This window comes from Gracilimonas qinghaiensis (assembly GCF_046602855.1).
Classification (GTDB): Bacteria; Bacteroidota; Rhodothermia; order Balneolales; family Balneolaceae; genus Gracilimonas.
In genome coordinates this window covers 739491-753006 of sequence record NZ_JBKINJ010000001.1, presented here as the reverse complement: position 1 = coordinate 753006, position 13516 = coordinate 739491, and the positions used below count along the sequence as shown (strand labels likewise).

At 42.4% G+C, this 13516-nt stretch carries 13 protein-coding genes; 11 read left to right on the top strand and 2 right to left on the bottom strand.

Annotation, left to right across the window (positions count from 1 at the left end):
- Positions 1 to 306 precede the first annotated feature (306 nt).
- Positions 307 to 2454 carry a PAS domain-containing sensor histidine kinase gene (locus ACKGJO_RS03350; protein WP_411321981.1) on the bottom strand — a complete coding sequence of 716 codons (2148 nt, stop codon included), beginning with the start codon at positions 2452 to 2454 and terminating at the stop codon, positions 307 to 309.
- Between the two features lie 169 nt (positions 2455 to 2623).
- Between ACKGJO_RS03350 and thrS the strand changes: the two genes are divergently transcribed.
- The 11 genes from thrS (at position 2624) to ACKGJO_RS03295 (ending at position 12232) form a co-directional block, all read left to right on the top strand.
- Positions 2624 to 4567 carry a threonine--tRNA ligase gene (thrS, locus tag ACKGJO_RS03345; RefSeq protein ID WP_411321980.1) on the top strand — a complete coding sequence of 648 codons (1944 nt, stop codon included), beginning with the start codon at positions 2624 to 2626 and terminating at the stop codon, positions 4565 to 4567.
- 18 nt (positions 4568 to 4585) lie between these two features.
- The gene (gene infC, locus ACKGJO_RS03340; protein ID WP_411323272.1) at positions 4586 to 5128 is read left to right on the top strand and encodes a translation initiation factor IF-3; all 543 of its coding nucleotides are present in this window, start codon (positions 4586 to 4588) and stop codon (positions 5126 to 5128) included.
- A 75-nt stretch (positions 5129 to 5203) separates the two neighbouring features.
- The gene (rpmI, locus tag ACKGJO_RS03335) at positions 5204 to 5404 is read left to right on the top strand and encodes a 50S ribosomal protein L35 (protein WP_411321979.1); all 201 of its coding nucleotides are present in this window, start codon (positions 5204 to 5206) and stop codon (positions 5402 to 5404) included.
- A gap of 19 nt (positions 5405 to 5423) precedes the next feature.
- Positions 5424 to 5771 (top strand): 50S ribosomal protein L20, encoded by a 348-nt coding sequence (gene rplT / locus ACKGJO_RS03330; protein ID WP_411321978.1) that lies wholly within the window; start codon positions 5424 to 5426, stop codon positions 5769 to 5771.
- A 166-nt stretch (positions 5772 to 5937) separates the two neighbouring features.
- Positions 5938 to 6945, top strand: a complete 1008-nt coding sequence (pheS, locus tag ACKGJO_RS03325) for a phenylalanine--tRNA ligase subunit alpha (protein WP_411321977.1) — start codon at positions 5938 to 5940, stop codon at positions 6943 to 6945.
- Between the two features lie 17 nt (positions 6946 to 6962).
- Positions 6963 to 9371, top strand: coding sequence for a phenylalanine--tRNA ligase subunit beta (gene pheT / locus ACKGJO_RS03320; RefSeq protein WP_411321976.1), 2409 nt, complete (start codon positions 6963 to 6965; stop codon positions 9369 to 9371).
- Positions 9372 to 9387: 16 nt separating this feature from the next.
- Entirely contained in the window at positions 9388 to 9642 is a 255-nt protein-coding gene (locus ACKGJO_RS03315) for a hypothetical protein (protein WP_411321975.1), read from the top strand.
- Positions 9639 to 9935 carry a cell division protein ZapA gene (locus ACKGJO_RS03310; protein ID WP_411321974.1) on the top strand — a complete coding sequence of 99 codons (297 nt, stop codon included), beginning with the start codon at positions 9639 to 9641 and terminating at the stop codon, positions 9933 to 9935. The genes ACKGJO_RS03315 and ACKGJO_RS03310 overlap by 4 nt, the downstream gene beginning before the upstream one ends.
- Positions 9936 to 9962: 27 nt before the next feature.
- Positions 9963 to 10781, top strand: a complete 819-nt coding sequence (locus ACKGJO_RS03305) for a TIGR00282 family metallophosphoesterase (RefSeq protein ID WP_411321973.1) — start codon at positions 9963 to 9965, stop codon at positions 10779 to 10781.
- A complete protein-coding gene (locus ACKGJO_RS03300) occupies positions 10781 to 11476 on the top strand; it encodes an ABC transporter ATP-binding protein (RefSeq protein WP_411321972.1) in 696 nt (231 codons plus the stop codon). The genes ACKGJO_RS03305 and ACKGJO_RS03300 overlap by 1 nt, the downstream gene beginning before the upstream one ends.
- 72 nt (positions 11477 to 11548) lie before the next feature.
- Positions 11549 to 12232: a tetratricopeptide repeat protein gene (locus ACKGJO_RS03295; protein WP_411321971.1), complete on the top strand. Its 684-nt coding sequence runs from the start codon at positions 11549 to 11551 to the stop codon at positions 12230 to 12232.
- A 68-nt stretch (positions 12233 to 12300) separates the two neighbouring features.
- Here ACKGJO_RS03295 and ACKGJO_RS03290 read toward each other — a convergent pair whose 3' ends face one another.
- Positions 12301 to 13512, bottom strand: coding sequence for a peroxiredoxin family protein (locus ACKGJO_RS03290; protein WP_411321970.1), 1212 nt, complete (start codon positions 13510 to 13512; stop codon positions 12301 to 12303).
- Between the last annotated feature and the right edge of the window lie 4 nt (positions 13513 to 13516).

Here is a 13516-nt window from a genome sequence, read left to right as displayed (position 1 = left end):
CCTATTGCTGTAACTCGTTTCACTCGCAACAGGGAAACTCTTTTGTGTTTTAGGAAAAGTTGAGAAAACAAAAAAGGCACCCCAAATGGGATGCCTTCTTTTCCTTAAATCCTGTATCTATGGTTTCCATTCCTTAAATACAGGCAAATTTAAACGTAATACTAGTAGTTATGAGTGACCCAAATTAATGCCTCAATGAAGAATGAATACCTTCCCCATACCTCTATATTTTCGTTACTGCTTATCATCTTTGCTAGTTTAGGGTTGTCGCTTGTGACGCACACATTCTATAAACCTCTCTTCTTGCTAGATACCTTTATTCAGCCCTTCATCACCATCAAATTTTTCGCCTTCTTTTTTCTCAAAACTGAACCGAAAACAAGTTCCATTTTTTGAGTCAATATCTAAGGAAGCATCGAGCTGTTTTGCCAGGGCTTTGATCAGCGTCATGCCCATAGAACTGTTGATATCAACATCCGATGTATCCGGCATTCCCAACCCATTATCACACATTTCAACGTAGATACTGTTGTTTTCTTTTCTGAGCTTAAGCCTGAATTTACCGGCACTCAATCCCTTGAAGGCATGCTTCATACTGTTGGTTAGGATCTCATTCAACAACAAACCGCAGGGAATGGCCTGAATGATCGGGAGTTTGGTATCCTCCAAATCCAAAATAATATCTACTTTTTTGTCATTTGTTTTGAGTGTGTTATAAATGACCTCACTTAGCTCTTCAAAATATTGAGCAATATTAACCTCTGAAAAGTCCTCACTGTTGTACAACTTTTCGTGAACCATGGCAATGGAATTCACCCGCATCTGACTCTCCCGCAAGACCTCTTTGGCAGATTCACTTTCAGTCGAATAGGTTTGCAATTCAAGCAGCCCCGTGATGACGGCCAGGTTATTTTTTACCCGATGATGGATCTCAGCCAGCAACATTTCTTTTTCCTGCAGTGATTCCTGGATCTTATTTTCTGCCTTTATCCGATCGGTGATATCAACGTACAGTCCATAAATTCCAACTACACTCTTCTCTACTACCACAGGTACTGCATAAATGATCACATCAATGACAGAACCATCTTTACGAATTCGCTTTTGGGTGACCTGTTTTATTTTTTCACTTTCACTTAGTTGTTCGGCTGCCCTTTGCTCACATTCCGGCACAATAAGCTTATCCAGGTCAAGGCCTTTTAACTCATTTTCCCTGTAACCGAACAGTTGCTCAAAGCCATCGTTTACCATTTCCACTTCATGATGCTCATTCAACAGAGCAATGCCAACCGGACTGGAATTGAATAATTTACTTAAAAGGCCTTCACGCTTTTTAAGAGCTTCTTCGGATGCTCTGCGTTCACTTATATCCCTTTCAATTATGATAAACACGTCTTCTCCAAAATAATTACCGGTGTTCACCAAAAACTCAGTAGGAAAGACCTCGCCATTATTCTTTCGGCCCCAGCCCTCGTATTTAACGGCTAATCCTTTTTCAGCTTTTTCAAAGATCTTGCCTATTCTATTTTCATCAAATTTTCCCGGAGCAATAAGCATCCGGATATGTTTCCCTACCACTTCGTTCCGATTATAACCAAAAGTATATTCCAGGCCTTCATTTACCTCAATGATATGACCTTTTTTATTGATGAGATAAATAGCATCACTTATTGAGTTAAAAAGGTCCTGATAACTCATCATGCTTCTCTTGGTTTCCAAAAGTGCCTCTTCCCTCTCGGTAACGTCATGAGTCAGTGAATACATAGAAATCATATTGTTATCACTGTCATACATCAGGGAATTATACCACTCACAATATATGACCTCTCCGGTTTTGGTCACATTTCGGTTAATAAGGGTAAGTTCTCTTCCTCCCTGCTCCAAGGTTTTCTCAACATGATGCATCACATAATCAAGATCATCATCATGAATGAACTCTTTGATCATCCCTTTCTCAGAAACCACTTCCTCCGACGTATATCCAAACAAGTCCTCAGCCTTCTTTGACCATCGACTTACATTCATTTGGGCATCCCATTCGATCTCAGCCAGCGGAAAATTATTAAAGCTGATCTGACTTGAAAGCAATTCATCTCTCACAAACCTTTTTGTAACAAGGTCCGTGATATTATGGGCAATAACCAGTTTCGACGGATCCCCTTTATATTTGATCATATGGGCAGAAAGCTGAAAGTATTTACTGCTTCCGTCTTCGCATTTAAATTCCCAGATACCGGTTGAGTTCAACATTTTTTGAGCTTTGCTACTCAAGTTCAATGAAGAGGGATCTACCTTTGAACCAAGTTTCAGGATCCTTTTACCGACCAGGTATTCACTGGAAAAGCCTAAAAGGTCAGTAGCGGCTTTATTTACATCGAAAATCTTTAACGTAACCTGCTCGCAAACGAACATAGGCTGAGCGTCAAAAAAACTTACTTCGGAGTTAAAATTCATGAAGTTTCTGTACTACAATATCTTAATTTTATGCCGCTCGAATATCTCATTTATAGGCTGACATGTCCAATTACAATTTATTAAAAAAATATCTCAGGAATAAGGCTGTGTGGGCATTCCATTTTTTTTATCTTGCAGGTATTAAGAATTTTTGAGAATTAAATATTGAATGGCTGACAAAACAATTACTTTAACTTTACCGGACGGAAGCGAACGAGAATATTCATCAGGTGTCACAGGACTGGAAGTAGCACAATCAATCGCAGCGGGCCTGGCTCGTGCCGCACTCAGTGTTACTGTGAATGGAGATATCATAGACCTTGACCGGCCTATCACCGAAGACGCTGACATCACCATTAATACCTGGGACAGCGAAGACGGTAAATACACTTTTTGGCATTCATCTGCTCACCTGCTTGCTGAAGCGGTTCAGGAATTATACCCTGAGGCAAAGTTCGGTATCGGCCCTCCTATCGAAAACGGATTCTATTACGATATTGATTTTGGTGATAACCAGATCAGCCAGGAAGATCTTCCGAAGATCGAGAAGAAGTTCATTGAAATGGCTCGAAAGAAATCAGAATTCGAGCGCAGGAATGTCAGCAAAGATGAAGCCCTCTCCTTCTATAAAGAAAGAGGTAATGAATATAAAGTTGATCTGATCGAGGATCTCGAAGATGGAACCATCACATTTTACGAACAGGGTAATTTCACAGATCTCTGTCGCGGACCGCACATTCCATCTACCGGAGATGTTAAAGCTGTTAAGCTGACAAGCCTTGCCGGCGCCTACTGGCGTGGAGACTCTGACAGCAAGCAGCTGACCCGAATCTACGGGATAAGCTTTCCCAAACAGAAAATGCTGGAAGAACACCTGAACAGAATTGAGGAAGCAAAGAAACGGGATCACCGCAAGCTTGGTAAAGAGCTTGGCATCTATATGATCGACAATATGGTGGGTAGCGGATTGCCAATGTGGTTGCCCAACGGAACCACACTACGCAGAACCCTTGAGGCCTTTCTACGCGACGAACAGAAGAAACGCGGTTACAAAGAGGTTATCACTCCCCATATAGCCAACATAGAATTGTACAAGACCTCCGGTCACTATCCTTATTATAAGGATTCACAGTTCAACCCAATGGAGGTGGATGATGATGAATATATGCTGAAGCCGATGAACTGTCCTCATCATCACAGGATCTATTCCAATGAAATGAGAAGTTACCGTGACCTGCCACTCAGACTGGCTGAATTCGGATCCGTTTATCGGTATGAGCAATCAGGGGAATTGAGTGGACTTTCGCGCGTTCGCGGTTTCACTCAGGATGATGCTCACATTTATTGCACACACGACCAGCTCAAGCAAGAAATTAAGAATACCATTGAATTGACTCAGATGGTCTTCAGTACTTTTGGTATGCCGGTTGATATCCGCCTCTCTTATCGGGATGAAAACGATAAAAAATATGGCGGAAACACTGAATACTGGGATCGTGCCCAAACTGAGATACGAGAAGCTGCAGATGAAATGGGGCTCGACTATACTATTGCTCCCGGAGAAGCCAGTTTCTATGGACCTAAGATCGATTTTATCATCCGGGATGCTATTGGACGTAAATGGCAGCTCGGTACGGTTCAGGTAGATTATGTTATGCCTGAGCGATTTGACCTGACCTATGTCGGTTCCGACAATGAAAAACACCGTCCGGTCATTATTCACAGAGCACCATTCGGTTCAATGGAGCGGTTCACAAGTATCCTGATAGAACACTTTGCAGGTGATTTCCCCCTGTGGCTGTCGCCTGAACAAGTAAAGATCCTCCCGATCTCAGACGATCAGATCCCGTACGCCAAAGAACTTGAAACGGCCCTGCTAAATATTGGTGTAAGAGTCTCTGTAGATGAGCGCAGTGAGCAGATCGGTGGAAAGATCCGTGATGCTGAAACGAGTAAGACACCATTTATGTTAATAGTTGGTGCGAAAGAAGTTGAGGAGAATTCAGTGTCTGTACGCCGTCATAAGCACGGGGATATTGGAACTTTCAATTTTTCTGAGTTTCTTTCAGATATCAAAGAAGAAATTGACACAAAAGCTTTACCTAAAGACTAACAAAACAACGAGGTTACTATCGCAAGAAGAAATTTTCAGAGACGACCACAAAATGATGATCGTCCCCGAATTAACGACGAAATTAATGCTTCCCAGGTCAGGGTCATAAAACCCGACGAAGAGCATGAGATCACGACAGTAGATCGTGCCATAAAAATAGCCGAATCATATAATCTGGATCTGGTAGAAGTTGCTCCTAAAGCCAAACCGCCTGTTTGTAAGGTGATCGACTTTGGGAAATACATGTATGAGAAAAAGAAAAAAGAGAAAGAAGCCAAAAAGAAGCAACATACTGTTTCTGTTAAAGAGCTTCGCTTCCGTCCTAATACGGATGATCATGATCTTGAATTTAAAACACGTCACGCACGCGAATTCCTGGAAGGCGGTGATAAAGTGAAAGCTACCGTACAGTTCCGAGGCCGCGATATGCTATATACTGAGAAAGGCGAATTATTACTTTTACAGCTCGCTAAAGACCTTTCTGACGTTGGCAAGATCGAATCAAAGCCCAATATGGAAGGCCGCAGAATGATCATGATGCTTACTCCTTCGAAAAGTTAATTCCTTCATTGCGTAGGGCTATAAATCTCCCTATTTTATAAGTCTTTAAATTTTCACAAAAGTTGGTGGATTTCCATGCCAAAAATGAAAAGTAACAGTGGAGCTAAAAAGCGGTTTAAAGTTACCGGTACCGGTAAAATTAAACGTAAGAAAGCTTTTAAGCGTCACATTTTGACTAAGAAAAGTAGTAAAACTAAGAGACAGCTTGGTAAAGACACATTGGTTGATAAAGCCGATGAAAAGTCTATCAAAAAGCAGCTCCCTTATAAATTTTAATCATTAAACTAACGACAAAATGCCACGTTCATTAAACCTTGTGGCTTCCCGTCGCCGTCGCAAGAAGATTATAAATCAAGCGAAAGGTTACTGGGGCAAGCGTAAAAACGTTTACACTATTGCTAAGAATGCAGTAGAAAAAGGTCTTCTATACCAATATCGTGATAGGAAGAACCGTAAGCGTAATTTCCGTCGATTATGGATTACCCGCATCAATGCGGCTGCACGACTAAACGATACTACGTATTCCAAGCTCATCCACGCGATGAAGCAAAAGGATATGCAGATCAACCGTAAAGTCCTTGCAGATCTAGCCGTACACGATGCAGACACGTTTGCTGCTATTGTAAAGGAAGCCACTGCTTAATTGCATATTATATGATATAAACCGGTAGATCTTTTTCATAAGGTTTACCGGTTTTTTTATTTTCAGCAGTTAGTTAATAAGGAAATAAGTGACAAGGTTTTAATCCTGTTTACTTATTTCCTTATTAACTTATATCCCATTTACTCTATAACACAAAAAGCATCACATGCTTGATGACATAAAAGTATTAGAACAAGACATTCAGCAATTTGAAATTGCAGACGAAGATCAACTTGAGGCTTACCGCCTGGAATTTTTGTCGCGCAACGGCAGAGTTCAATCCATGTTCAAAAATATGGGTAAGGTCCCAAAAGAGAACCGTGCTGAGGTCGGCAAAGCCATGAACCGGGTTAAAACACTGGCCGAGTCCAAATTCGAGGATGCCAAGCTCTCTCTTGCACAGGATCAAAGCAAGGACCTGAGTGCCAAAGATGATATCACTTTAACCCCTCCTTCCTATCCTTTGGGGTCACTGCATCCTTTGACACAAACACTTGAAGAGATGAAGTCGATATTTTACCGCCTTGGTTTTACCATTGCGGACGGACCTGAGATAGAAGATGACTTTCATAACTTCACAGCTCTTAATTTTCCTCCAAACCACCCTGCAAGGGATGAACAGGATACCTTTTTTATCCGAAAGAGCGATGATCCGAATATTCAGGATCTTGTGCTGAGAACCCACACATCACCGGTTCAGATCCGATTGATGGAAAACACCAAACCACCGATACGTGCTATCATGCCTGGTCGTGTCTACAGGAATGAGGCAGTTTCACCTAAATCATACTTTCTGTTCCATCAGGTTGAAGCTTTATATGTAGATGAAAATGTAAGTGTTGCCGACCTGAAGGAAACCTTGATCACTTTTGCCAAGCTGATGTTCGGCTCTGATGTCAAGTACCGGCTGCGCCCCGGATTCTTTCCCTTCACCGAACCAAGCCTGGAAATGGATGTCTGGTGGGGATCTGAAAAAGACGGTAAATGGCTTGAGATCCTTGGTTCAGGTATGGTAGATCCCAATGTTTTTAAACACGCCGGGGTCGCCCCCGAAAAATATACCGGTTTTGCCTGGGGTATGGGTGTAGAACGTATCGCTATTTTGCGTCACGGAATTGATGATATCCGTACTTTTTATGACAATGACATTCGCTTCTTAGAACAGTTTAACTAAATACCTCCCTTACTTTAATGAAAGTATCTTATAACTGGCTTAAAGAATTAATTGATCTTCCGCTTTCGCCGGAAGAAACTGCAGAAAAATTAACGCTGATCGGTCTTGAGGTTGAAGAGATCGAAGACTATGGCAGCTCTCTTGAGGGTGTAATAGTAGGTGAAGTGCTAGAGGTTCGTGCCCACCCGAACGCCGACCGGCTTCAGATCTGTGATGTAAACCTGGGTGATACCAAAACACAGATCGTGTGCGGCGCCAAGAATGTGGCTGCCGGGCAAAAAGTACCGGTCGCAACCGTAGGCTCAACTCTCCCGATCAAACTGGATGACGGTTCAAACCTTACCATTAAAAAAGCTAAACTTCGGGGAGAAGTTTCTGAAGGAATGATCTGTGCTGAAGATGAACTCGGCCTTGGAACTGATCACTCCGGCATCATGGTACTTGATGAAGGACTGAAGATCGGAAAACCAATTTCTGATATCTTTGACCTGTATGAAGACACCGTTATTGATATCGCCATCACACCAAACCGTCCGGATGCGACCTGCCATCTTGGAGTAGCTCGCGATCTTGCAGCAGCTCTGAATCTGAACCTGCAACAGCCCGAGTTCACTTCTGGCAAAACGGTAGAGACGTCCGACGATATCAAGATCAGTATTGAAAATACTGAAAAATGTCACCGATACGTTGGTAAGATGGTGACAGGCGTGGAGATCAAAGAATCACCCAGCTGGCTCAGAAATAAGCTCAAAGCCATAGGTGTACGACCTGTGAACAATGTTGTAGACGTGACCAACTATGTTATGTACGAATTAGGTCAGCCACTCCACGCATTCGACTATTCCACCATTCGTGGCAAAGAGATCACAGTAAAAGATTTTGACAAAGAGATCGAATTTGAAACCCTGGATCACGTGAAGCGCACATGCTCCCCCGGCACCCTATTCATTTGTGACGGTGAGGGTCCGGTTGCTATTGCCGGAGTAATGGGTGGTGTGGATTCTGAAGTAAGTGACGAAACCACAGATATTCTCATTGAAAGTGCCTATTTCGATCCCGTTTCTATCCGTAAAACTGCCAAAGAGCAGTCTCTTCAAACTGATGCTTCCTATCGCTTTGAACGTGGTATAGATCCAAATATACAGGCCATAGCAGCAGAACGAGCCGCAGAACTGATTGCCGAAGTGAGCGGTGGAAATATCTCTGATGAAACCATTGATATCCATCCTGTCAAAACTAAAGCTCATCATCTGACTCTCAGAAAAAGCTATACCAATCGCTTACTTGGAACAGATTTTGACACTCCAGCTATTGCTAAAATATTGAGTGGACTTGAGCTAAACGAGATCTCCAGAGATGAAGAAACGATAACCTATGAGATCCCAACTTTCCGGCCCGACCTTGAACGTGAAGTTGACCTTATTGAAGAGGTTGGACGATTATTTGACTACAACAAGATCCCATCTCCTGATCACGGTATTTTTGTTTCTTCAGAAGCTATCAATAACTGGGAAAAGCTGAATCAAAAGATAAGAGAAACAGCCCAACAGCTGGGTCTCCGTGAGATCTATTCCAACTCCCTGATCGCTGAAAAAGATGCTGCACAATACGGTGAGAAAGATGAATTGATCGATGCACTGAACCCACTTAACAAGGATAACAGTACGCTTCGTCCTTCCCTCCTGCACGGGTTTATGAAATCTGCTTCCTATAACTTCAATCGCAATGCATCGGGTGTTCGCTTTTTTGAAGTTGGCCATGTTTTTAATGCAGACAAAGATGGAACATATTACGAGGGCATCAAAGAAGAAGTACACCTACTGTTTGGGCTGGCCGGTTTGAAGAATGTAGATTCATGGTCACAGGAAGCAAGACCCTATTCTGTGTTCGACCTCAAAGCTTTGGTCAATGCCTTCTTTATCAAAATGGGTCTGGCTGATCACCTTAGCTCCGAAGCGGTGGACTCAGAAACACTGGAGTATCAATGGAGAGATCAGAAGGTCGGAAGCCTTTTCATCCCTGATGATAATCTCAAAAAAGCCTACGATTTTGAACAAGATGCATTTGTAGCTGAGTTATCTGTGACGGCCATGTCACAGATTTTAGATGCTGTGCCTGAAAAGTCCTTCAAACCGGTTCCAAAATTTCCGTCGTTTGAGTTCGATTTCGCAGTTATTGTGCCCCAACAGGTTGCCGCCGGCGAGTTGATAAATGTCATCAAAAAGAAAGCAGGAGATCAGCTCAAAGACATCAGCATCTTTGATGTCTTTGAGGGAGAGTCGATCGGTAAAGGGAACAAAAGCCTGGCCTTCAGACTGCATTTCCTTGATCGTAACAAGACCTTGAATATCAAAGAAGTAGAACCTATTATTCAGAGAATAGTTAAATCACTCGAAAAAGATTTTTCTGCTAAACTGAGAGGTTAGATCAAACTTCATATAAATGAATAAACTTGCACAACAAACCGATAAGTTCAGACGACTTTTGGATGAAGTCGGCTCAGAGGTGGATGACCTAAAAAAAGAGATTCGCGAGCTTAAACGTGATAATGCAAGGCTTAAGGCAAAGCTTGAGGAAGAGCAGGAAAAACAAACCGATATATTCTCTGCCATCACAGAAAGTGAAAGGCTGGCTTTAAGACAGCATGTTAAAGGGTTGATATCAAAGATAGATCATCATCTGGGAGCTGACTCATGAAATCGATCAAAGTGACCATAATGGGTAAGCAATACCCACTGAAAGTTGAAGATCATGAAGAAGAAGCCATGCAGCGTATTTGTCGCTTTGTGGATGAGCGATTCAAAACCTATCGCGAACAGCTGGTAAAACAACCCGAATCGACCGTTATGACTCTTGCCGCTCTCAGTATTGCGGAAGAGCTTTTTGAAATACGCAACACCAACAGTGAGCTGGAAGACAATGAAGAAGTTCTGATGGAGCGAGTCAACCACAGCCTCGAACGTTTATTGAAAGAAATAAAAGAAACTTAATTACAGACTAATTTTCAGGAGACTATTTTGGCTGATACTATCAGCATTTTTTTTGTAGGAGATATTGTTGGAGACGCAGGCCTGGAAATGGCCAATACTTTTCTACCCAGCCTTATCACTAAGTATAACGCCGATTTTGTGATCGCCAATGCTGAAAACTCTCATGAGGGATTTGGCACCAACCGGAAGATCATCAAGAACCTTTTAGAACTGGGTGTTGACGTTGTAACAGGCGGTGATCACTCCTTTGACAAATGGAAGGTCTTTGATTATATGAGGGAGCATGATCACATTCTGCGCCCTCTCAATTATCCTAAAGGTAATGCCGGCCTGGGTTTTAGTATTTTTCCTTTAAAGAAAGATGAATCCATTAAAGTAGGTGTATTGAATATTCAAGGCCGCACATTTATGAAAGCCATTGATGACCCCTTCTCAGCCGCCGAATGGGCCCTTGAAAAGATCAGAGAGGAAACTCAAATCATCTTTGTGGATTTTCATGCGGAAGCCACCGCCGAAAAAATTTCCATGGGTTGGCATATTGATGGGAAAGCCTCAGTACTTGCCGGCACACACACTCATATTCAGACCAATGATGCTCGTATTCTTCCTGAAGGACTTGGGTATATCACGGATGCCGGCATGACCGGTTCATTCGACTCATGTATCGGAATGGATAAAAAAGTAGCCATCAAACGTTTTATGACCGGAGTGCATCAAAAATACAAACAGGCCAAAGGTAATAATCAGCTTTCGGGTGTTTATGCCAAGGTTGATGTAGGATCCGGAAAATGTGTACATATTGAACCGGTAACCTATCCCGGCCTTAATAATTCTATTCAAGGTTGATGGAAGAATCCAAGAAGATCGTTTTACAGGCTCGTGATCTGCATAAAAGCTTCCCCGGAGGACCGGATAAGGAAGAATTACGGGTACTTCAGGGAATGGATATCGAAGTGGAGGAAGGAAGCATTACCTCCATTATCGGATCAAGTGGCAGCGGTAAAAGCACCCTGCTTCATATTCTTGGTGGGCTTGATACTCCTGATTCAGGAGATGTATTTTGGAATGGTAAAAATATCACGGAACTAAAATCAGATGATCTGGCTGAATTTCGCAACCGATACATCGGATTTGTATTTCAGTTCCATCACCTTCTTCCTGAATTTTCTGCCCTGGAAAATATAGCCATGCCGGCTCTCATTGCAGGTACTCCATCGAGCGAAGCTTATAAACGGGCCCGTGAATTGTTAGGTCTTTTTGGGATCAAAGCCCGACAAGAACATCGCCCCACTCAGCTTTCCGGCGGTGAACAACAGCGCGTTTCCATGGCAAGAGCTCTTATGAATAACCCAAAGGTTATTCTGGCAGATGAACCCACCGGCAACCTGGATTCTGAGAACACCGAAGTCATTCTGGATCAGCTGTTCGAACTCAGAGATGCAATGGGTGTATCTGTTCTGCTCATTACTCATGAAAAAGAAATTGCCGGACGTTCAGACCGCATCCTACAGCTTAAAAAAGGCATCCTTGAGCCATTTTAATGTTTTGGTAAAAGCTCAAAACTGTCCTATTTTTACACCCTTAATAAATCAAAGCAAGTTAATTTAAAAATCATGTCAAAAAGGCTTTCAAAAGAAGAATTAGAAACCGATCCGCTAATCGAGAATTATAATCGAGCGGCCAACTTTTATTTTGAGAACAGAGTTAAAGTTATCAGCAGTGCAATTGCATTGATTGTACTAATTGGCGGTATTGTTGGATACAACTATTACTCAGCCGCCCAGGAAGATCAGGCTCAGGAATTACTTGCTATAGCTGAAGGCTACTACTCTCAGGGGGATTATGAAAATGCCCTGTACGGAAATGAATTTGAGTTAACCTACGGTTTCGATCAGATCGCTGAAGAATTTCCCAGAACAAACGCCGGCAATATTGCTATTTATTATGCCGCTGTTTCAAGTTTTGAATTAGGGGATGTCGAAAATGCATTGAATTACATGCAATCTTTTGATGTACCGGATGGCATTATGGGCGTAGGTCCACTCACTTTCCATGCTCGCTTGCTTATGGCTAATGAAAGCTATGAAGCAGCAGGTCAGAAATTCGTTGAGGCAGCCAAATGGAACGAAAATGAAGTAACCACACCATCCAATCTGTTTGAAGCCGCTCAGGCATACTATAAGGACGGCAACAACGAAAGAGCCAGTGAACTCGTAAGTCAGGTTATCGAAGAATATCCACAGAGCAGTAAATATGCCGAATCACAGAAACTGAAAGGAATGATCGCTGCTAATTAATTGATCACCACATACCTTTTTACTTTTCAAAGGCCTCGTTTCGAGGTCTTTTTAAGTTTCTATAGCTTCTACTCTCTTGTAAGTTCGTCTACTATCGCATTAAATCGTTTATCAAAGTCTTCGTAGTAACTCCCGGTTGCAGGTCCGGCAAAGTAACTATGGACATAACGGGCATATCCTTCCTTATCTATAAAGATCAATGTTGGAAATGCCAGTATCTCATCCATAAAAGGAAATGCTTCTGCAGCTTTTGTTTTTGATAGCGGTCCACCAAGGATCATATCATAAGGAATGTTCAGGTGCCTTTTGTAGGCCTCAATTCGATGGAGCCCATATCCCACCGAATAGTTAGCTTCGTAGTTTACGGCTAAGGTCTCAACATTCCTGTCAGGATGGTTGGCTAACCACTCGGTTAAATATCGCGTTTGATCCTGGCTGTTAGAGCACCACGTCCCCATCAGCTGAATGATCAACACCTTGCCTTTATATTGCTCTGATGTAACGCGTTGTTCAGCCAAAGCAGCCAGCTTTTCAAGATCAGGCCTAATATTTCGCTCAGTGAGATCGATCACCTCAAAAGGATCTCGTAATTCAGCATTTTCATTCGGAGTTGCAATCCAGGGTCTGGCATACCCATCATCCAAAATTAGCTCTCCACTCCACTGCTCACTTGTATGGTCATATGTTCCCTTTAATAAGAAAGCATGGACTCCATCAAAAACAGACATCTCGATTTGATCTCCCTGCACTTTACCCTCAAAGAAACGGTAATCACTTACTTCAGTCAAAATGGTTCCGGTGATTCTGCTACCGGTTTGTTCAAACAGACCCACGGCCGGATATTCACCACTTCTACCGGCATTCACGGTCATATCCCATCGGCTGCCGACCTGAACAGGCTTCTCTTCTTCTTTAATCTCATAACGCGATTTTCCATACTCTGCTTTAAACGGATATGTTCGGTTGCTGTAATGTTTGATAAGAGTACCGGTCATTTGTTCTTTACCCATGGCCATCTTTAGCGTAATATCGAAAGCAAACATGGGGATAATGATGCTGTCATTTTGCACAGAAGCTTCCAAAGAAGCACGATCATTACCATTTATAAAAGTAAAAACAGGCCCATCCGAATTTCTGGGATATTCAACCTCAAAGGTAAAGGGGATATTTGCATTACTATAAACAATATTTCCTTTCCAGGCACCTGTTTTAGGTTGTTGAGAATAAGCAGTTGTCTGAAACAGAAGTGATAGGGAAAATAGAAGTATTAATATTCTCATGTAT